The sequence below is a fragment of the Streptomyces sp. NPDC052040 genome, assembly GCF_044548405.1.
Classification (GTDB): domain Bacteria; phylum Actinomycetota; class Actinomycetes; order Streptomycetales; family Streptomycetaceae; genus Streptomyces.
In genome coordinates this window covers 53,544-76,595 of sequence record NZ_JBIUBV010000003.1, presented here as the reverse complement: position 1 = coordinate 76,595, position 23,052 = coordinate 53,544, and the positions used below count along the sequence as shown (strand labels likewise).

At 74.9% G+C, this 23,052-nt stretch carries 4 protein-coding genes; all 4 read left to right on the top strand.

The features are described 5' to 3' along the window. The first annotated feature begins 74 nt into the window (after window positions 1–74). The 4 genes from ACIHAA_RS08670 to ACIHAA_RS08655 all read left to right on the top strand — a co-directional run bounded on the left by ACIHAA_RS08670 (window position 75) and on the right by ACIHAA_RS08655 (window position 23,047). Window positions 75–839 carry a thioesterase II family protein gene (locus ACIHAA_RS08670; protein WP_399814610.1) on the top strand — a complete coding sequence of 255 codons (765 nt, stop codon included), beginning with the start codon at window positions 75–77 and terminating at the stop codon, window positions 837–839. A 749-nt stretch (window positions 840–1,588) separates the two neighbouring features. After that, entirely contained in the window at window positions 1,589–2,797 is a 1,209-nt protein-coding gene (locus ACIHAA_RS08665) for a cytochrome P450 (RefSeq protein WP_399814608.1), read from the top strand. Window positions 2,798–2,896: 99 nt separating this feature from the next. Beyond that, window positions 2,897–4,246, top strand: a complete 1,350-nt coding sequence (locus ACIHAA_RS08660; protein WP_399814607.1) for a serine hydrolase domain-containing protein — start codon at window positions 2,897–2,899, stop codon at window positions 4,244–4,246. 147 nt (window positions 4,247–4,393) lie between these two features. After that, on the top strand, window positions 4,394–23,047 hold the full coding sequence (locus ACIHAA_RS08655) for a non-ribosomal peptide synthase/polyketide synthase (RefSeq protein ID WP_399814606.1): 18,654 nt from the start codon (window positions 4,394–4,396) through the stop codon (window positions 23,045–23,047). Window positions 23,048–23,052: the final 5 nt, after the last annotated feature.

Below are 23,052 nucleotides of genomic sequence, written 5' to 3'. Positions count from 1 at the left end.
ACCACGGGGGCGGCCGCGCCGGGCCGTTGGTTCCGGGCGCGGACCGAGCCGGGAGAAGGGCTGAGGGAGCGTCGATGGTCGGCAGGGATCCATGGGTCAGGGATGTGCGCAGGACCGAACGGCCCGCGGGGCATGTGGTGTTCTTCCCGCACGCCGGCGGTGCCGCGACCTACTTCACGCCCTTCGCCCCGCATTTCCCCGCTGACGTCGACCTGTCGGCCGTTCAGTACCCGGGGCGGCAGGAGCGGATGGGGGAGCCGTTCGTCACCACCGTCGAGGGCCTCGCCGACCGGCTGGCGGTGTCCCTGCGGCCGTATGCCGACGGTCCCGTGCCGTTGGTGCTGTTCGGGCACAGCATGGGGGCGAGCGTGGCCTTCGAGACCCTGGCGCGGCTCACCGCCGCGGGCGCGGCGACCCGCTGCCATCTCGTCGTCTCCGGGCGCGCCGCCCCCTCGGCCCAGCGGAGGGACGACGCGTTTCCCCGCACGGACCAGGACATTCTTCGACATCTCGCCGACGTCGGCGGCACCGAGGCCGAGATTGTCCGAAACCCGGAGCTGATGGAGCTGCTGCTGCCGGTCATCCGGAACGACTACCACGCGGTGGACCTCTACTGGCCGACCGCGCACACCGTGGTCGACACGCCCCTGCTGTGCCTCACCGGCGAGCAGGACGCGCGCGTCAGCCAGGAGCAGGCGGCGGCCTGGAAGGCGCACACCGCGCGGGAATTCCGGCTGAAATCTTTCGACGGGGGCCACTTCTTCCTCAACGACCACCGGGAGGACGTGGCGCGCCTCGTTGCGGACTGCGTCGGACTCGCGCCACGGCCTGAAGACTGACGGCCGGCGGCGCGTGACGCGCCGTCAATCTCCGCCAGATGTCCGACCAATGGCGGACGCCGGTACGTACTCCAGTGCGGGCTCCTGTTGCGTTCTCCCAGGTGGGACGGGTGCTCACCGGTGGCGCCCGGATTTTTCACGGGCATGGGTTTGTGGGTCGATCCGTCGGGCAGACGCGCATGCGGCGATCCAGCCAGGTTCGCCGGACGGGCAAGCAATCCCCCCGGAGCAGCGCGGCGGTCACAGCTCATGCGCCACTTCCGCACCTCCTGTTCAACTCCGGGGGGTTGCCATTGGGCAACACACCGTGAAGACTGTGGCCGACTCGAACCGGGATGAATGCGTCGGGAGTGCGCCTTGTGTTATGTAGCGGACAGGCCCCTCCGATGTCCGTACCCTCCCACCTCGCCCCCGGGCGAGCGGATCGCTTCGGTCCGCATCCAGCGGTGCCGGCCTGCCTCCTGCGGCAGGTGTCCCGTTCCTCCCGGACGGACGACGGACCGGAGTACGCTCCGGCGCACCGGACGGCTCCGGGGCTGACGCGCCCGGACCAGCCCCTCGGCTGAAACCGGCCGACGCGCCGGATGCACCTCCCCGCCGGACCGGGACCCCGAGAGACGAAACCCCGGGCGGCGTTGCGTGTCGCCGCTGCCCGCCGGGCGGCGCGTCGTCCGTGCTCCACCCCTCCCCAGCGATCGGCCCACCCATGGCTCCGCTGTTTCAGGACGTCCCCCCACCAAGGGAGAATCGTGACAAGCAATCAAGAATCCGGACCGTTACCGGTTCTGGACGCGATAACCGAGCGGTGGCTCTCCCTGCGCGAGGAGGGCCCCGTCCGCCACGACGAAGCGCAAGGCGTCTGGCAGGTCCTGGACCACCAGGGTGTCGGCGCCGTACTCGCCGACCCGGCGACCTACTCCTCGGATCTCTCGCCCATCGCCCCCACCCAGGCGGACTTCGAGACCTTCACCCGCGGCAACTTCGTCGGGATGGACCCGCCCGAGCACCGCAAGCTCCGCACCCTGGTGAGCCAGGCGTTCACCCCCCGGGTCGTGATGGGGCTCCAGCCGCGCATCGAGGCCGTCTGCGAGCGGCTGCTGGCCGATGTCGCCGACCGCGACCGGTTCGATCTGGTCGACACCCTCGCGTATCCGCTGCCCATCATCGTGATCGCCGAACTCCTCGGCATCCCCGCCGACGACCACAAGGTGTTCCAGGACTGGGCGAGCACCCTCTTCGGCGGCGACCAGCTCGGCGACACGCTCGACATGGCCGACCTGGAACGGGCCCTGGAGGCCATCGCGCCCACCGTGCGCGAGATGAACGACTACGTCCTCGACCACATCCGCCGCCGCCGCGCGAACCCCGGAGAGGACCTCACCAGCAGACTCCTCGCCGCCGAGGTGGACGGAACCCGCCTGGAGGACCAGGAGATCGTCGGGTTCGTGGCCCTGCTGCTGGTCGCCGGGCACATCACCACCACCGCCCTGCTCGGCAACGCCCTGGTCACCTTCGACCGCCACCCCGGCACCCTCACCGCGCTGCGCGGGGATCCCGGCCTGCTGCCGGTGGCCGTCGAGGAGGTGCTGCGCTGGCTGCCGCCCTTCCCCGAGCTGGGGCGCCGCACCACCCGGCCCGTGGTGCTGGGCGGCCATGAGATCCCGGCCGACAGCCTGCTGATGGCCCATCTGGGCGTCGCCAACCGGGATCCGGACCGTTTCACCGAGCCCGATGTCCTCGATGTGACCCGCAGTCCCAATCCCCATGTGACCTTCGGTCACGGCATCCACTTCTGCTTCGGTGCACCCTTGGCCCGGCTGGAAGCACGTATCGCGCTGAACCTCCTGCTGGAACGTTTCAGCAGCATCGTCGTCCCGTCCTACGACGACGTCGTCTTCCAGAATCCGGCCGTCATCGTCGGCGTACGCCATCTGCCCGTCGAGGTCGAGCGGCCGTAGCCCGCGCACCGATCTCTCGCACGGCCCGGTCCCGAACCGCTCCCAGCGGGTCCGCAGGCCGCCTGCCATGAGTCCCAGCAAACCTGGAGTCCCCTGCTCATGTCGTACATCACCACCGCTCCGGTCGTCGACCGCCGACCGTCCGTACCGCACACGGCGTTACAGGAGCGCCTGGACGCCCTGGCCCACGCCCACCGGGTCCCCGGTGCTCAGCTCACCGTGGACACCGGGACACAGATACTCAGCGTGTGCACCGGCACCGCCGACGCCGCCACCGGCGCCGCGTTCACCCTGGACACCGCCGTGCCGCTCGGCTCGGTCACCAAGACCTACACCGCCGCCGCCCTCCTGCTCCTGGCCGACGACGGAGACCTCACCCCCGACGATCCCGCCGCCGACTTCCTCCCGGAACTGCGCGACTGGCCGAAGGTGACGGTCCGTCATCTGCTGTCCCACACCGCGGGGATGCCCGCCGGACCGGACTCCGACACCGCCGCGGGCACCACCCCGGCCCGCTATCTGGCACAGTTCTGCACCGCGTCCGACGCGCTGTTCCCGCCGGGGGCGGACTTCTCGTACTCCAACACCGGCTATGTCGCCGCCGGGCGGCTGGTGGCCGAGGTTACCGGCATGACCTGGGAGGAGGCCGTGCGGGCGCTGCTCCTGGAACCCCTGGGCACCGTGCCCGCCTTCCTCGGCGGCCCCGCACCCGACCGCCCCGTCGCCGCGGGCCACACCTACAACACCGCCTCCGGCCGGGTGCGCCCGACCGTGCAGAACCTGGCACCGGTGGAGGCGCCGGCGGGCGCCCTGCTGGCCAGCGCCCTGGACCTCGCCGCACTGGGCAGGACCCTGGTCGGCCGGTCCGCGGTGCTGCCCGCCGAGGTCGCCGCGACGATGCGCCGCCCCGAACCGGGCGCCGATCCCGGCGCGCTCGCCGACGCCTGGGGGCTCGGCCTGGCCCTGTTCGAACAGGACGGCCGGTGGTGGTGCGGCCACGACGGCAACGCCCAGGGCACCTCGTGCCATTTGCGGGCCGAGCCGGACAGCGGTGTGGTGGTCGCCTTCACCGGGAACTCCGGCGGCGCCACCGCCCTGTGGCACGACCTCGCCGACGACCTCACCCGGCTCACCGGGATACGGGTGCCGACCGCTCCGGCCCCCGCCCACCACGGCCGCTCCACCGCGCTCCCCGCATGCGCCGGTACCTACCGCAACGGCCGTACCGAGTACCGGATCACCCTCGACGCGGACGGCTCGCCCGCGCTCTCCGTGGACGGCGACCGCCCGCTGCCCCTGGTCCCCCACCCGGATCTGACCTACGAACTGGTCGACCCGGACACCGGGCGGCGCGAACCCGGCGGCCGCTTCCACCGCGACCCGGACAGCGGTGTCATCGACCGGGTGCAGATCTCCGGACGCACGGCCCGCCGCACCGCGGCCGACTGACCCCGGACCGCCCGCCACCCCATCCCGCTCCGTACCGCACGGACGTCCACGGCACCGCTCCGCCGGGCAGGACCGGCCCCCGCCCCCTGCCCGGACGCGCCCGCGCCCGCGCGCCCCGCACCGTTCCCGCTCCGAAGGACTCCTCCCATGACGGACCTGCACGACACGCCGGCGACGTCCTCCCCTTCACGCGCCGGACACACCGCCGCGACCCCGGAACGCCCGGCGCCGCACCGGCCGCTCGGCGAGCTGTTCACCGCGGCGGCCGCCCGGACGCCGGACGCCCCCGCGGTGACCGACGGTCGGCGCACCTGGTCCTACCAGGAACTGCTGGTGCGGGCGGAGCGCCTGGCCGCTCATCTGCTGCGGCGCGGAGCAGGACCGGACAGCACGGTCGCGCTCGTGCTGCCCCGGTCCATGGAACTGATCGCGGCGGAGCTGGCCGTGGCCCTCGCGGGCGCCGCCTTCCTGCCCGTCGACCCCGACTACCCTGCCGAACGCCGCGGCCTGATGCTCGCCGACGCCCGGCCCGCCGTGGTCCTGGACGACCCGGCCCGCGTCCGGGCCGTGCTGGACGACACCGCCGCCCCCCGGCCCGAGGACCCGCGCCCGGCGGTGGACGCCGACCACGCGGCCTATGTCATCTACACCTCAGGCTCCACTGGCACCCCCAAGGGCGTCACCGTCACCCACCGGGGCGTCGGCGGCTTCGCCGAGGCCGCCGCGGAACGCTATGCCGTCGGCCCCGGCGACCGCGTACTCCAGTTCGCGTCCCCCAGCTTCGACGCCTCCGTCCTGGAACTCCTCATCTCCGTCCTGTGCGGCGCCACCCTGGTCGTGCCGCCGGACGGCCCCTGGCTGGGCGACGAACTCGCCGCCGTCCTGGACGAGCACCGCATCACCCACGCCCTCATCGCGCCCGCCGCCCTCGCCACCCTGCCGGACCCGGCCCCGGACGGCTGCGGCCGCCATCTGCGCACCCTGATCGTGGGCGCCGAGGCCTGCCCGGCCGCGCTGGCCGACCGCTGGGCACCCGGCCGCCGCATGATCAACTCCTATGGCCCGACCGAGGCCACCATCGTCGCCACCTGGACCGGACCGCTCACCGCGGGCGCCGGAACCCCCGCCATCGGCACCGCCCTGCCCGGCACCGCGGCGCACGTCCTCGACCAGGCGATGCGGCCGGTTGAGCCCGGCGCCGACGGCGAGTTGTACGTGGGTGGCGACGGCGTGGCCCGGGGCTATCTGAGCCGTCCCGGGCTGACCGCCGCCCGCTTCGTCGCCAGCCCCTTTGGACCGCCCGGGAGCCGTCTCTACCGCACCGGCGACCTGGTCCGCCGCAGGGACGACGGGGAACTGGAGTACCTCGGCAGGCTGGACCGCCAGGTGAAGGTGCGCGGCTTCCGCATCGAACCCGGCGAGATCGAGGCGGCCCTGCTCCGCCTCCCCGGGGTGCGCGAGGCCGTGGTGGTGGTGCGCGAGGACGAGCCCGGGCGGCGACGGCTGGTCGGCTATGTCACCCCCGCGGACCGGACCGGGCCGCTCCTGCCCGCCCAGGTGCGCGCCGAGGTCGCCGCCGTGCTGCCCGCGCACCTGGTGCCCGCCGCCGTGGTCGTCCTGGACGAACTGCCGCTCACCGCACAGCACAAGATCGACCGCAGGGCGCTGCCCGCCCCCGGACCCGCGGCCGCCGCGGGCCACACCCCGCCCCGCACCCCGGGCGAACGGGCACTGGCCGCCATCTGGTCACAGGTGCTGGCCGTCGAGGGCATCGGCGCCGAGGACGACTTCTTCGACCTGGGCGGCGACTCGATCCTGGCCGCCCAGGTGCTGTCCCGGATACGGGAGGAGCACGGCGTCCGGCTCTCGGTCCGGGACGTGTTCACCGCCCGGACCGTCGCCGCCCTCGCCCCGCTCCTCGACGAACCGTCCGCCGCCGCCCCGTCCGAGCCGATCCCGGCCGCCCCGCGCGATCTGCCGCTCCCGCTCTCCAGCGCACAGCGGCGCCTGTGGTTCCTGGACGACCTCACCGCGGGCGGCACCGAGTACAACACCGGTGTGGCGCTGCGGCTCCGCGGGCCCCTGGACCCCGCGGCCCTGGAGCGTTCCCTGCGGCGGCTCGCCGCCCGCCACGACTCCCTGCGCACCACCTTCGCCACCGTCGACGGCCAGGGCGTGCAACGCATCGGCGCCGACGCCGAACTCCCGCTGCACACCGAGGACCTGGCGGAGCTGCCCGAAGAGCGGCGCGCCGAGGCCGCCGAGCGGCTGCTCACCGAGGAACTTCAGCGCCCCTTCGACCTGGCGGCCGGTCCGCTGACCCGCGCCCTGCTGGTGCGCAGCGCCCCCGAGGACCATCTGCTGCTGCTCGCCCAGCACCACATCGTCACCGACGGCTGGTCGGTCGGCCTCCTCACCCGCGAACTGGCCGCGCTCTACGAGGCCGAGGTGTCCGGCGAGCCGCGGCACCTGCCCCCGCCGGGCCTCCAGTACCCCGACTTCGCCGTCTGGGAGCACGAGCGGCGCACCACCGGCGCGTACACCGAGGACCTCGCCTACTGGAAGCGGCATCTGACCGGGATGCAGCAGCTGGACCTGCCGACCGACCGGCCCCGGCCCGCGGTCCGCTCGACCGCGGGCGCGGCGCACCGCCGCCGCCTCCCGGCCGACCTGGTCGCCCGGCTGCGGCATCTGGCGGGCGGCCGCGGCACCACCGTCTTCACCCTCTTCGCGGGAGCGGCGGCCCTGCTGCTCTCCCGGTACTCCGGGCAGCGGGACGTGGCCCTCGGGACCATCACCAACGGGCGCGGCCGCCGCGACCTGGAGGAGGTGACCGGCTTCTTCGCCAACACCGTGGTGCTGCGCGGCGAGGTGGACGACACCGTCACCGTCGACCGGTTCGTGGACTCCATGCGGGCCACCGTGCTGGACGCCTTCGCCCATGACACGGTGCCCTTCGACCGCGTGGTCGAGGAACTGGCCCCGCCCCGGGACCCCAGCCGCACCCCGCTGGTCCAGGTCCTCGTGGTCCAGCAGACCGCCCCGGCCCATCCCCCGGCCGCCGGTGGCCTGCGGCTCGACACCCATCCGCTGCCCCGCCCGGCCGCCCGCTTCGACCTGGTCCTGGAGTTCACCCCCGCCGGGGACGGCGGCTACGAGCTGACGGTCGAGTACAGCACCGAGCTGTTCCAGGAACGCACCGTGCGCCGGATGGGTCTGCATCTGCACCGGCTGCTGGAGGGCATGGCCGACGGACCGCACCGCACCCTGGGCGAGCTCGAACTGCTGTCCAAGGACGAGCTGCGCATCCTGCTGGACTCCTGGAACCCGCCCGCGGGCGGCGAACCGGACCAGTCCGCCGCCACACTGCCCGCCCTGTTCGAGGCGCAGGCGGCCCGCACCCCCGCCCGGACCGCCGTGGTCTGCGGCCCGGTCCGGCTGGACTACGCCGAGGTGAACCGGCGCGCCAACCGGCTGGCCCGGCGGCTGATCTCCCGCGGCGCGGGCCCCGAGACACTGGTGGCGCTCTGCCTGCCCCGCTCGGCCGATCTGCTGCCCGCCCTGTGGGCGGTGCTCAAGACGGGCGCGGGCTACCTCCCGGTCGACCCCGGCTATCCGCCCGACCGCATCCGCTTCATGCTCGACGACGCCGCTCCCGCCCTGGTCCTCGCCACCCGCGAGACCGCGGACGCCCTGCCCGAGGGCTGCGACCCGCTCGTCCTCCCCATGGGGGAGCCCGCGGACCCCCGCGACACGCCGGACACGGACCGCGCTGACGACGCGCGCGCCGACACCGACCCCACCGACGCCGACCGGCCCCGCCCCCTGCACCCCGACCACCCCGCGTACGTCATCTACACCTCGGGATCCACCGGGCGGCCCAAGGGAGTCGTGGTCACCCACCGCAGTGTGGTGGCGCTGGCGGACTGGGCGGCCGAGCACTTCGGCACCGGCGGACTCGCCCATGTGGTGGCCTCCACCTCCCTCAACTTCGACGTCTCGGTGTTCGAGATGCTCTGCCCGCTGCTGGCCGGAGGCACCGTCGAGGTGGTCGCCGACCTCCCGTCCCTGGCCGACGCGCCGGGACCGCGGCGGGCCGGTCTGGTCAGCGGAGTGCCCTCGGTGGTCTCCCGGACCATCGCCGGGGGCACCGAACTCGCCCCCGACACCGTCGTCCTGGCCGGTGAGGCACTGCCCGCGCAGACCGTGCGCGATCTGCGGGACGCGCTGCCCTCCTGCGCGATGGCCAACATCTACGGCCCGACCGAGGCCACCGTCTACGCCACCGCCTGGTTCGCCGACGACACGGCCCTGCCCGACCAGGCGCCGCCCATCGGCAGGCCGCTGGCCCGCACCCGGGCCTATGTCCTGGACCGGCTGCTGCGCCCGCAGCCCCCGGGCGTGACGGGAGAGCTCTACCTCGGGGGCGGCGGCCTGGCCCGCGGCTATCTGCGGCGCCCTGGCCTGACCGCCACCCGGTTCGTCGCCGACCCCTACGGCGCCCCGGGCGACCGCATGTACCGCACCGGTGACCTGGTGCGCTGGAGCGCCGACGGTGAACTGGAGTACCTGGGCCGCACCGACCAGCAGGTCAAGGTGCGCGGCTTCCGGATCGAACTGGGCGAGGTGGAGGAGGCGCTGCGGCGCTGCGACGGCGTCACGGAGGCCGCCGCGACCGCCCGCGAGAGCGACGGCCACCGCCGTCTCGTCGGCTATGTGGTGGCCGCCCCGGACACCCGGCTGGAACCGGAGACGATCCGCCGGACGCTCGGCCGCACCCTGCCCGACTACATGGTGCCCTCGACCGTCGTCGTCCTCGCCGCGCTGCCGCTGAACCCCAACGGCAAGCTGGACCGCGACCGCCTCCCCGACCCCGGGCCCGCCGCGCACAGCGCCCGCCATGTCGCCCCCCGCACCGCCACCGAGCGGACCCTCGCCGCGATCTGGGCGGACATCCTGCGGGTGGAGCGGGTCGGCGCGGACGACAACTTCTTCGCGCTCGGCGGCGACTCGATCCTCAGCATCCAGGTGGTGGCCCAGGCCCGGCAGGCGGGACTCGCGCTGACCTCCCGTGATGTCTACCGGCACCAGACGGTCGCCGCCCTGGCCCGGTGCGCGGACGCCGCGGGCAGCCGTCCCGCGGCCGCCGCACCCGCGACCCCCGCCACCGGCCCGGCGCAGCTGACGCCCATCCAGCACTGGCTGTTCGAGAGCGCCGGTGACCGGGCGGGCCACTTCGCCCAGACCCTCTCGATGGAGCTGACCGAGGACGTCGACCCGGCCGCCCTGGAGGACGCCCTCAACGACCTGGTCGCCCACCACGACGCGCTCCGCTCCCGCTTCCGCACCGAGGACGGCGGCCCGGGCGTGCGCTGGCACATCGACGACCACGCGCCCCGCCTCCCACTGGCCCGTCACACCGGCCCGGACGACGACACCCCGCACTGGGGCCCCTTCGACCTGCGCCACGGTCCGCTGCTCCGCGCGGTCCTGCACGACCGCGGCCCCGGCCGCCGCACCGTGCTGCATCTGGCCGTCCACCACCTGGTCGTGGACGGAGTCTCCTGGCGGATCCTGCTGGAGGACCTGGACCGGGCCTACCGCGCCCGCCGCGCGGGCCGCGACGGAGCCGCCGCGCTGCCCCCCAAGTCCTCGGCACTGCGCCACTGGGCGCAGCGGCTGAACGCGTATGCCGCCGAGGGCGGGTTCGACGGCGAGCGGGAGTACTGGCGCCGGGCGGCCGAGGGCGCCCCGGCGGCCCTGCCCGCCGACGCCGGTGGAACCGACACCTACGCCTCGGCCCGCTCGGTGACCGTGCGGCTGAGCCCCGAGCACACCGCCGCCCTGCTGCGCACCCTGCCCGAGACCTACCGCACCCGGGCCAACGACGTCCTGCTCAGCGCCCTCGGGCGGGCGCTGTGCGCCTGGAGCGGGCACGAGCGGGTGGTGGTGGACGTCGAGGGGCACGGCCGCGAGGAGCTGTTCGCCGACGTCGACACCAGCCGGACCGTCGGCTGGTTCACCACCCGCCACCCGGTGGCGCTCGCCGTGCCGCCGGACGCGGACTGGGACACCGTGCTCAAGGGGGTCAAGGAGCAGTTGCGCCAGGTGCCCCGGCACGGCCTGGGCCATGACGTACTGCGCCATCTGACCACGGCCGGGGCGCCGTTGCCCGCGCCGGGCGCGTCGGTCAGCTTCAACTACCTCGGGCGGTTCGGGCTGTCCGACGGCCCGGGCGACGGCCTCTGCCACGGCCCGTTCCGCCCGCTGGAACTCGACGCCGACCCCGGTGCCATACGCCCGCACGCCCTGGAAGTGGTGGGCCGGCTCGACGGCGACGCACTGGAGTTCACCTGGTTCCACTCGGCCGAGGTGTTCGAGGAGAGCACCGTCGCCGCCGTCGCCCACCGGTTCCTCGACGCCCTGGCCGACCTCGCCCGCCACGCGGCACGGCCGGGCGCCGCCGGACGCACCCCGTCCGACTTCCCGCTGGCCGGGCTCGGCCAGGCCGAGGTGGACCGGATCACCGGGGCGGACCCGGGCGCGGTGGAGGACATCCACCCGCTCACCTCCACCCAGGCGGGCATGCTCTTCCACGGCCTGTCCCAGGACGACCGCGGTGTCTACTTCCAGCAGCTGACCTTCGTCCTGGACGGTGTGGCCGACCCCGGCACTCTGGCCGCGGCCTGGCAGCGGGTCGCCGACCGCACCCCGGTGCTGCGCGGGCACGCCGTATGGCAGGACGTGCCCGAACCCCTCTTCGTCGTACGGCGTCACGCGCCCGTCCCGGTCACCCACCTGGACTGGCGGGAACTGTCCGAGACCGCCCGGGAGGACGAGCTGCGGGAGCTGCTCGACCGCGACCGGGAGCGCGGCATGGACCTCGCCGAGGCACCGCTCCAGCGGCTGGCGCTCGCCCGGCTGCCCGGGGGCGGGGTGCGGGTGGTGTGGTCCTTCCACCATCTGATCCTGGACGGCTGGAGCCTGTTCCAGGTGCTGTCCGACGTCTTCGCCTGCCATGCGGCACTCTCCGGCGGCCCGGCGGGGGAGGGCTCAGCGGCCCGGGACGCCCTGCCCGACCGGCGGCCCTTCCGCGACTACGTCGCCTGGCTGCGCGACCGCGACCCGGCGGAGGCCGAGCGGCACTGGCGGGAGCGGCTCGCCGGTCTCGCCGAGCCCACCGCACTGCCCTACGACCGTGAACCGCGCGAGACCCACCGCGCGGAGTCCACCGGCGCGGTCCGGGTCGCGGTCTCCGCCGGCACCACCCGCGCCCTCGAAGAGATGGCCAGGGCCGCCGGACTCACCCTCAACACGGTCGTCCAGGGCGCCTGGGCGCTGCTGCTGAGCCGTCAGACGGGCCGCGACGACGTGGTCTTCGGCACCACCGTGTCCGGGCGGCCGCCCGAGCTGCCCGGTGCCGAGGCCATGACCGGCCTGTTCATCACGACCCTGCCCACCCGGGTCACCGTGCCGTCCACCGGGACCCTGACCTCCTGGCTGGACCGGGTGCAGCAGGACCAGAGCGAGGACCGGCGCCACGACCAGCTGCCGCTCACCCGCCTGAAGACGTACACCGGTCTGCCCGAGCGGGCCGCGCTGTTCGACAGCATCGTGGTCTTCGAGAACTACCCGGTCGACGACACCCTCGCCGCCGCGCACGGACTCACCCTGAGCGGCCTGGACGGCATCGAGACCACCAACTACCCGCTGAGCCTGGTCGCCTACCCCGGCACCGAGCTGACCCTGCGCCTCGGCTACGACCCGGAGCTGTTCGACGCCGCCACTGTCGACCGTGCCGCCGAGTACCTCATCGCGCTCCTGGACGGCATGGCCGCCGACACCGGACGGCCGCCCGCCCGCATCCCGCTGCTGACGGCCGCCCGCCGGGACCAGGTCCTGCACGAGTGGAACGACACGGCCACCGGCACACCGCAGGCCACGGTGGCGGACCTCTTCGCCGCCCAGGTGCGGCGCACCCCCGGGGCCCCCGCCCTGGAGGCCGGGAACGAGCGGCTCACCTACCGCGAACTGGACGACCGGGCACAGGAGCTGGCGTCCCGCCTGACCGCCCTCGGGGTGTCGGCGGAACGCCCCGTGGGTGTGCTGATGGACCGCTCGGCCGCCCTCGTCGTCGCCCAGCTCGCCCTGGTCCGCACCGGCGGTGTGTACGTCCCCCTGGACGGCAGGGCGCCGGGGGAGCGGCTGCGGCGGATGCTCGCGGCGGCGGGCACCGATCTGCTGCTCACCGACGCCGTATGGGAGGACACCGCACGGGACCTGCTCCCCGACGGAGGGGTCCTGCGGGCCGACGAGGAGGCCCCCGCGCCCGCCGGGGCGGCCCCGGACACGGCGCCCGTGCACCCCGACAACGTCCAGTACCTGATGTTCACCTCCGGCTCCACCGGCATCCCCAAGGGGGTCGCGGTGCGGCAGCGGGACGTCGCCGCGCTCGCCCTCGACCGGGCCTTCGCCGGGCACGACCGGGTCCTGGTGCACTCACCGCACGCCTTCGACGCCGCCACCTACGAACTGTGGGTGCCGCTGCTGCGCGGCGGCACGGCCGTCCTCGCGCCCCCCTCCGACCTCGACGCCGCCGCGGTGCGGCACGCGATCACCGAGCAGGGCGTGCGCTGCCTGTGGCTGACCGCGGGCCTCTTCCGGCTGCTGGCCCAGGAGGACCCGACCTGCCTGGAGGGCGCCCGGGAGGTGTGGACCGGCGGCGAGGCCGTGCCCGGAGCGGTGGTGCGCCGCGTCCTGGAGGCCTGCCCCGGGCTGAGCGTGGTCGACGGCTACGGCCCCACCGAGACCACCACCTTCGCCACCCGGCGCGTCTTCCGCGCCGGAGACCCGCTGCCCGCGGTCCTGCCCATCGGGCGCCCCCTCGACAACACCCGCGTCTATGTGCTCGACGGCGCACTCCAGCCCCAACCCCCGGGCATCCCCGGCGAGTTGTACATCGCCGGGGCCGGGCTGGCCCGCGGTTACGCCGGGCGGCCCGGAGCGACCGCCGCCCGCTATCTCGCCGACCCGTACGGGCCGCCCGGCACCCGCATGTACCGCACCGGTGACATCGTCCGCTGGAGCGGCGACGGCGAACTGCACTTCGTGGGCCGCGCCGACGACCAGGTCAAGATCCGCGGCTTCCGGATCGAACCGGCCGAGATCGAGGCCCGGCTCAGGGCCCACCCGGCCGTCGCCGAGGCCGTCGTCTCGGTCTACGAGCACTCCGGCCGCAAACGCCTGGCCGCCCACCTCGTCCCGGCCCCCGACGCCGCCGTGCCCACCGCGGCCGAACTGCGCATCCATCTCTCGGCCGACCTGCCCGACTACATGCTCCCTGCCGCGTTCCTCACGGTCGCCGAGCTGCCGCTGACCGGCAACGGCAAGGTGGACCGGCGGCGGCTGCCCGTCCCCGACTGGTCGGCGGCGGGCGGCGACACCGCCTACCGGGAGCCGCGCACCGAGGCCGAGCGCGTCCTCGCCGCCATCTGGGCCGAACTGCTCGGCGTCGAACGGGTCGGCGCCGACGACAACTTCTTCATGCTGGGCGGCGACTCCATCCTCAGCATCCAGGTCGTCTCCCGCGCCCGTACCGCCGGGCTCGCGCTGACCCCCCGTGACCTCTTCCGGCATCCCACGGTGGCCGCCCTGGCCGCCGCCACCGGCACCGCCGCACCCGTCGCCGGGACCGCTCCGGTCTCCGGCGAGGTCGTGCTCACCCCCGTCCAGCACTGGTTCCTCGACCCGGGGCCCCGGCGCCCCGAGTTCTTCGACCAGGCAGTCGTCGTGGAGACGGCCGGGGCCCCCGACCCGGACGCCCTGCGCCGCGCCCTGACCGCCCTGTGGGCCCACCACGACGCCCTGCGCAGCCGCTTCGTACGACGGGACGACGGGACCTGGCGCCAGGACTGCGCTGCCGCGGACTCGGCGCCGCCACGGCTGCTGACCGTCCACGACCTGACCGGACTGGACCCGGCGGCGGCCGAGGAGACCGAGGCCCGGGCCACCCGGGAGGCCCACGAGGGCTTCCGCCTGGACACCGGACCCCTGCTCACCGCACAGCTGTTCACGGCCGACGGCGCCGCCTGCGCCCGGCTGCTGCTGGCCGTGCACCATCTGGTGGTCGACGGAGTCTCCTGGCGCATCCTGCTGGAGGACCTGGAGACCGCCTACCGGCAGGCGGCCGCCGGGGAACCGGTACGGCTGCCGGACCGCACCACCTCCTTCCAGGAGTGGGCGCGGCGGCTGGACGCCCACACCCGCGACGGCGGCTTCGCCGCCCAACGCGACCACTGGGAGACGGTGTCCCGGCACTGCGCGGTACCGCTGCCCGTCGACCGCGACGGCACCAACACCGCCGCCGACCTCACATCCGTGACCGTCCGGCTGGACCGCCCGCGCACCGACGCCCTGCTGCGCACCGTGCCCGGCGTCTACCGCACCCGCATCGACGACGTCCTGCTGACCGCGCTCGGCCGGGTGCTCACCGCCTGGACCGGCCGCGGCACCGTCGCCGTCGCCCTGGAGGGGCACGGCCGGGAGGACCAGCTCTTCGACGACATCGACCTGTCCCGCACGGTCGGCTGGTTCACCAGCCTGTACCCGGTCGCCCTCGACCTCCCCGACGGGGACTGGGGCGCCGCCCTGAAGTCCGTCAAGGAGCAGCTGCGGGCCGTCCCCGACCGCGGACTCGGCTACGGCGCCCTGCGCCACCTCGCCGGGGACGAACGGCTGACGGGCACCCCGATGCCCGGCATCAGCTTCAACTACCTGGGCCGCTTCGACTGGTCCGCCGACGGCGGCACCCTGGTGTCCAGGGTGCCCGGCGGACTGGGCGGCGACGAGGCCCCCGAGTCGGCGCGCCCGCATCTGCTGGACGTGATCGCCCGGGTCGAGGACGGGCAGCTGGAGATCACCTGGCACTACAGCGCCGGGATGCACCACGAGGAGACGGTCACCGGGCTCGCCGGGACCATGCTACGGGCGCTGGAGGACATCGTCGCCCACTGCTCCCGGCCCGGGGCGGGCGGCCGTACACCGTCCGACTTCCCGCTGGCCCGCGTGGACCAGGCGGCCGTCGACCGGGTGGTGGGGGACGGGCGGTCGGTCGCCGACCTGTACCCGGTCACCCCGATGCAGGCGGGCATGCTCTTCCACAGCCTGATGGACCCCGACGGCCGCACCTATGTCAACCAGGTGCAGCTGGTGCTGACCGGGGTGCGTGATCCGCACGCCCTGGCCGAGGCCTGGCAGCGCACCGCGGACGCCAACCCGATGCTGCGCACCCGGCTGGTGTGGCAGGAGACCGCCGAACCCCTCCAGCTCGTCCAGCACCGGGCCACCGTGCCCGTACGCCGGCTGGACTGGTCCGGGCGCCCCGCCGAGCAGTGCGAGCGCGACCTCGCCGCGCTGCTCGCCGAGGACCGGGGGGCCGGTGTCGACCTGGCGGCGGCCCCGCTGATGCGGCTCACCCTGATCCGGCTGTCGCCGGACCGGGTGCGGATGGTGTGGACGTTCCACCACGTCCTCCTCGACGGCTGGAGCGCCGCCCAGGTGTTCGACGAGGTGTGCGAGCGGTACGCGGCCCTGACCGCCGGGCGCCGCCCGGACGTGCCCGACCGCGCGCCGTTCGCCGACTACCTCGGGTGGCTGGCCCGGCAGGACACCGCGGGCGCCGAGCGCCACTGGCGCGGGGCGCTGGCCGGTTTCCGGGTCCCCACCGAACTGCCCCGCGACCGGCGGCAGGCCGAGGCGCACCGCACCTCCTCCTCGGGCACCGTCCGGATGACGCTCGACGCCGATGTCTCGGCGCGGCTGCGGGACACCGCCCAGCGGGCGGGCCTGACCGTCAACACCGTGCTCCAGGGCGCCTGGGCGCTGCTGCTGTCCCGCTACGGCGGCGGCGAGGACGTCGTGTTCGGCACCACCGTCTCCGGGCGCCCGGCCGAACTGCCCGGGGTGACCTCCATGGTCGGCGTGTTCATCAACACCCTGCCGACCCGGGCGCGGATCGACGGGCGGCGCCCGGTCCTGGACTGGCTGCGCGACCTCCAGGCCGCGCAGTCCGAGTCCCGGCGCCACGACTTCGTCTCCCTGGCCCAGCTCCAGACCTGGAGCGAGGTCCCGGGCGGCACCAACCTCTTCGACAGCATCGTGGTCTTCGAGAACTACCCCTTCGACGGCGACGCGCTGGCCCGGCACGGACTGTCGATGGAGACGGAACGCGACCTGGAGCCGACCAATTACCCGCTCAGCGTGGTGGTCGCACCCGGCGACACCCTGGCGGTCGCCCTGGACTACGACCCGGCGGCCTTCGACGCCCGCACGGTCGAGGGGCTGGGCGCGAGCCTGCGGACCCTGCTGACGGAGATCGCCGCCGACCCGGAACGGCAGCTCGACGAACTGCCGTTGACCGACGAGGCCACCGGCCGCGGTGTCCTCGAACGCTTCGGCGGACCGGTCGTGACCGCACCGCGGCGGACCCTGCCCGAGGCCTTCGCGGACCAGGCGGCCCGCACCCCCGACGCCGTCGCCGTGCTCGCCGGGACCGAGCAGCTGACGTACCGTCAACTCGATGAGCGGGCCAACCGGCTGGCCCGCACGCTGATCGCGGCGGGCGCCGGACCCGAGCGGTTCGTCGCCCTGGCGCTGCCCCGCACCGCCGACCTGATCGTGGCGCTCCTTGCGGTCCTCAAGAGCGGTGCCGCCTATCTGCCCGTCGACCCCGGCCACCCGGCCGAACGCATCGCCTTCCTCTTCGAGGACGTACGGCCCGACGCGGTGGTGACCTGCGCGCAGAGCGCCGCCCGGCTGCCCGAGGGACCCTTCCGGCGGATCCTGCTGGACGACCCGGAGTGCGCCGGACGCCTGGCCGCCGAGTCCGCCGAAGCCATCCGCGAGGAGGAACGGCACGGGACGCTGCTGCCCGGCCACCCCGCCTATGTCATCCACACCTCCGGCTCGACCGGCCGCCCCAAGGGCGTGGTGGTCGCCCATCAGTCGGTGGTGGCACTGACCGACTGGGCCGCCGCTGCGTTCGCGGACCGGGGGCTCGCCCATGTGGTGGCCTCCACCTCCCTCAACTTCGACGTCTCGGTGTTCGAGATCTTCGCCCCGCTGCTCAGCGGCGGCCGCGTGGAACTGGTCCGCGACCTGCTGGCGCTCGCCGAGCGGCCCGAGCCGTGGCGCGCCGGACTCCTCAGCGCCGTACCGTCCGCCCTCGGCAGGCTGCTCGCCGAGGACACCGTCAGCGTCACCGCCGACACCGTGGTCCTGGCGGGCGAGGGCCTCCCGGCCCGGACCGTCCGCCAGGTGCGCGCCGCCGTCCCCGGCTGCACGGTGATGAACATCTACGGCCCCACCGAGGCCACCGTCTACGCCACCGCCTTCACCTGCGATCCGGCCGACCCCGACCGCCTCCCGCCCATCGGCCGTCCCCTCGGCGGCGCCCGCGCCTACGTCCTGGACCACCGGCTGCGCCCGGTGCCCCCGGGCGCCCCGGGCGAGCTGTTCCTCGCGGGCACCGGAGTGGCCCGCGGCTATCTGGGCAGGCCCGGTCTGACCGCCGCCCGGTTCCTCGCCGACCCCTACGGCCCGCCCGGCACCCGCATGTACCGCACCGGGGACCTGGTGCGGCTGACGGCCGAGGGCGACCTCGTGCACCTCGGCCGCATCGACGACCAGGTCAAGGTGCGCGGCTTCCGGATCGAACTGGGCGAGGTGGAGGCCGCCCTCGCCCGGCACCCGAAGGTGGCGGCGGCAGCCGCCCGCGTGGTGGACCACGACGGGCACCGGCGGCTCGTCGCCTACGCGGTGCCCGCCGGGCCCGACGCCCCGGACCCCGCCGAACTGCGCGCCTTCCTGGAGCGCACCGTCCCCGCCCCGCTGGTGCCCTCCCTGGTGATGCCGCTGGGGCGGCTGCCGCTCGGCGCCACCGGCAAGCTGGACCGGCGCGCCCTGCCCGAACCGGTGTGGGCGGCCCCCACCGCCCGCGGGAACCGGGCACCGCGCACCGACACCGAGCGCACCCTCGCGGCCATCTGGGCCGAGGTGCTCGGCGTGCCCGAAGTGGGCGCCGACGACAACTACTTCGCGCTGGGCGGCGACTCGATCCTCGGGATCCAGATCGTCTCCGCGGCCCGCCGGGCCGGTCTCTCCCTGACCCCCCGGCACCTCTTCGAGCACCAGACCGTCGCCGAACTGGCCGCGGCCGCCGGGGACCTGCCGGTCCCCGTCACCAGCGCCGAACAGGGCCCGGTCGTGGGGGAGGCGCCGCTCACCCCCGTACAGCACTGGCTGTTCGACACCGTAACCGGTGACCCGGCGGACTTCACCCAGTCCGTGTCCTTCCATGTGGCGGCCGACACCGACGAGCCGCTGCTGCGGTCCGCGCTGGCCGCGGTCCTCGCCCACCACGACGCCCTGCGGATGCGCTTCGCCCCCTCCGGAGGCGGCCGGTGGAGCCAGCACGGCGCCGCCCCCGGCGAGGCACCGCACCTGGAGGTGCACGAACTGCCCGGCGACACCGCCGAGGACCTCGACCGGGAGCTGAACCGGCTCGCGGAGCGGCTCTCCGCGGGCTTCGACCTCGCCGCCGGGCCGCTGCTGCGGGCCGCCCTCGGCCGCCCGGGCGGCGGACGGCGCCCGGTGCTGCTGCTGGCCGCCCACCACCTGGTGGTCGACGCGGTGTCCTGGCGGGTGATCCTGGAGGACCTGGACACCGCCTACCGGGCACTGCGGGCCGGACAGGCCGTGGACCTCGGGCCCAAGACGACCTCCTTCCGCGCCTGGGCCACCCGGCTGGCCGCGCACACCGCGGCGGGCGGCTTCGACGGTGAACTCGCCCACTGGAGCGCCCTGGACCGGGGCGCCCCGCTGCCCACCGACCTCGACGGCTCCAACACCGCCGCGGACGAGGAGTCCGTGACGGTGAGTCTGGACGGCGAGGAGACCCGCCGACTGCTCCAGGACGTGCCCGACGTCTACCGCACCCGGGTCAACGACGTCCTGCTGTGCGCGCTCGGCCGGGTCCTGGCGCGCTGGACCGGGCAGGACCGGGTGGCCGTGGCGCTGGAGGGCCACGGCCGGGAGGACCTCTTCGAGGACGTCGACCTGTCCCGTACCGTCGGCTGGTTCACCACGATGTTCCCCGTCGCCCTCGCGGTCCCCGCGGCCGCGGACACCGGGACGGCTCTGAAGTCCGTCAAGGAGAGCCTGCGGGCGGTGCCCCGGGGCGGCCTCGGCCACGGCGCCCTGCGCCATCTGCACCCCACGGCCGCGGAGCGGCTGCCCGAGTTGCCGCAGATCGCGTTCAACTACCTGGGGCAGCAGGACTGGAGCATGGCCGCCGGGGGACTGCTGCACGCCCCCTTCGGCGGCCTGGCGGGCGGGATGGACCGGGCGGGAGCACGGCCCCACCTCCTCGACGTCGTCGGCCGGGTCTCCGGCAAACGGCTGGAGCTGACCTGGTCGTACTCCCGCGAGGTGCACCGGCCCGAGACGGTCGCCCGGCTGGCCGCCGAGACGGCCGCGGAGCTGCGGGAGATCGTCCGGCACTGCGCCGAGCCCGGGGCGGGCGGCCGCACCCCCTCGGACTTCCCGCTGGCCCCCCTGGACCAGGCCGCCGTCGACCGGCTGGTCGGCACCGGCCGCGAGGTGGTGGACGTCTACCCGCTCACGCCCACCCAGACCGGCATGGTCGTGCACGGCCTGGACGAGCCCGGCCAGGGCCTCTACACCGAGCAGATCACCTTCGTGGTCGACGGGGTGCCCGACCCCCGGCTGCTGGCCGCCGCCTGGCAGCAGGTGGTCGACCGCACGCCCGTCCTGCGCAGCGCCGTGGTGCTGCACGGCGTGCCGGTACCGCTCCAGACCGTGCACCGCACCGCCGTCCTGCCCGTCACCGAACTGGACTGGACCGCCCTCACCCCCGAGGAGCGGGACACGGAACTGGAGCGGCTGCTCGCCGCCGACCGGGTCCGGGGCATCGCCCTCGACACGGCACCGCTGCTGCGGATCGCCCTGGTCCGGCTGGGTCCTGACCAGGTGCGGGTGGTGTGGACCTTCCACCATGTGCTGCTCGACGGCTGGAGCGTCTTCCATGTGCTCTCCGACGTGATGGCCTGCCATGCGGCGCTGCTGCGGGGCGGCGAGCCGCGGCTGCCCGAGCGTCGGCCGTTCGCCGACTACGCGGCCTGGCTCGCCCGCCGGGACACCGAACTGGCCCGGGAGCACTGGAGCCGGGCCCTCGCCGGACTCGCCGACCCCACCCCGCTGCCGTACGACCGCAGGCCCGTCCCGGGCGCCCCGGCCCGCTCCGGCACCTGGCTGTCCCAGCAGCTCGGGGCGGACGGCACCGAGCGCCTCACGGAGTTCGCCCGACGGCACCGCCTCACCCTCAACACCGTGGTGCAGGGCGCCTGGGCGCTGCTCCTGGCGCGCTGGAGCGGCGAGCGGGAGGTGTGCTTCGGCACCACCGTCTCCGGGCGCCCCGCGGACCTGGCCGGGGCCGACACCATCACCGGTCTGTTCATCACCACCCTGCCCGCCCGGGTCACCGTGGACGGCACCGCGCACCCCGACGCCTGGCTGCGCGAACTCCAGACGGCGCGCGCGGAGGACCGCCGCTTCGACCATCTGCCGCTGACCGAGCTGCGGGACCTCGCCCATGTGCCCGCCGGCACCGAGATGTTCGACAGCCTGCTGGTCTTCGAGAACTACCCGGTGGGCGACGCCACCGCCGAGGCGCACGGCGTACGGGTACGGGACCTGGACGCCCGGGAGGCCACCAACTACCCGCTCACCGTGGTGATCTCGCCCGGCGACCGGCTGGGCGTCGAACTCGGCTACGACCCGCGGTACTTCGACGAGGGCACGGCCCGCTCCTTCTCCGCCCAGCTGCTGCACACCCTGGACGCCCTGGCCGCCGCCCCGGACACCGCCCGGCTGGACACGGTGGACGTCCTGCCGCCAGGGGAACGGGACCGGCTGCTGCGAGGACCCGTGCGCCCGCACGTCCGGCCCGCCGCCCCGGCCACCCTGCCCGGCCTGATCGAGGCCGCCGTGGACCGGTGGCCGACGGAACCGGCACTGGGCGCGCCCGGACTGCTGCTCACCTTCGCGGAGACGGAGGACAGGGCCAACCGCCTGGCCCACCGGCTCATCGCCCGGGGCGCGGGCCCCGGCGAACTGGTCGCCCTGGTGCTGCCGCGCTCCGCGGACATGGTCCTGGCCCGGCTCGCGGTCGCCAAGACCGGCGCCGCGTTCCTGCCGGTGGACCCCGGCTACCCGGCCGAGCGGATCGAGCTGATGCTGCGCGACGCCCGGCCCGTGCTGACGCTCGACGCCGGGCAGGTCGCGGAGCTGCTCGCGGCACCGGCGGACGGGGCACCGGACCACCGGCCCACCGACGCGGACCGGCTCCGCCCGCTGGACCTCGACGACCCGGCCTATGTCATCTACACCTCCGGCTCCACCGGCACCCCCAAGGGAGTCGTCGTCACCCACCGGGGCCTCGCGCCCTTCGCGGCCGCCGAGGCCGAGCACTACCGGGTGGTCCCCGGCGACCGAGTCCTGGCCTTCGCCACCCCCGGCTTCGACGCCTCCGTGCTGGAGCTGTGCATGTCGCTGCCGCACGGGGCCCGCCTGGTCGTACCGGAGCCGGGACCGCTGCTCGGCGGTGAACTGGCCGATGTGCTGCGCGCCGAGGGCATCACCCACACCCTGCTGCCGCCTGCCGCCCTCGCCACCCTGCCGCCGGACACTCCCGGCACCCTGCCCGCGCTGAAGACCCTGGTGGTTGGCGCCGACGCCTGCGGCCCGGAACCGGTCGCCCGCTGGGCCCCGCACCACCGTATGGTCAACTCCTACGGCCCCACCGAGGCCACCGTGGTGGCCACCTGGTCCGAGGAGCTGTCCCCGGACGGGTCGGCGCCGCCGATCGGCCGTCCGCTGCCCGCCACCGGCGCCTATGTCCTGGACGCGCGGCTGCGGCCGGTCCCGGACGGGGTGCCCGGCGAACTGTGGCTGAGCGGACCCACCCTGGCCCGCGGCTACCTCCACAGGCCGGGCCTGACCGCGGCCCGCTTCACCGCCGACCCGTTCGGCGCGCCGGGCTCCCGGATGTACCGCACCGGGGACCTGGTACGGCGGGACGCCCGCGGTGAACTCCACTACCTGGGCCGCACCGACCACCAGCTCAAGCTGCGCGGCCACCGGATCGAGGCGGGCGAGGTCGAGGCGACCCTCGCGCACCACCCGGCCGTGCTGGACGCGGTGGCGACCGTCCGGGAGGACGAGCCGGGGCTGCCCCGCCTGGTGGCCCATGTGCTCGTCCGGCAGGACACCGAGCCGCCCACCGCCGCCGAACTGAGGGCGCTGGCCGCCCGCACCCTGCCCGCTCCCATGGTCCCCACGGCGTATGTCGTACTGGACCGCTTCCCGCTCACCGAGAACGGGAAGACCGACCGGGCCGCCCTGCCCGCCCCCGCACCGGCCGAGGACACCCCCGAGGACCGGATCGCCCCGCGCACCCCCACCGAGGAGGCGCTCGCCGCCCTGTGGGAGGAGGCCCTCGGGACACCCCTGGGCGTGGAGGACGACTTCTTCGCCCTGGGCGGCGACTCCCTGCGCGCCCTGCTCATCGTCTCCCGGGCCAATGACGCCTTCGGTGTGGCCCTCACACCCCGGGACGTCCTCGTTCTGCGCACCGTGGCCGCCGTGGCGGACCTGGTGGAGGAACAGGTGCTGAGCGAACTCGAAGATGCCGCACGCGGCGACAGCGACCACGACGAACGGTGAGGACC

Bases quoted from the DNA above. Each gene is read 5' to 3' on its own strand.
- ACIHAA_RS08670 (WP_399814610.1), top strand. From the start codon at position 75: ATGGTCGGCAGGGATCCATGGGTCAGGGATGTGCGCAGGACCGAACGG.
- ACIHAA_RS08660 (WP_399814607.1), top strand. From the start codon at position 2,897: ATGTCGTACATCACCACCGCTCCGGTCGTCGACCGCCGACCGTCCGTA.
- ACIHAA_RS08655 (WP_399814606.1), top strand. From the start codon at position 4,394: ATGACGGACCTGCACGACACGCCGGCGACGTCCTCCCCTTCACGCGCC.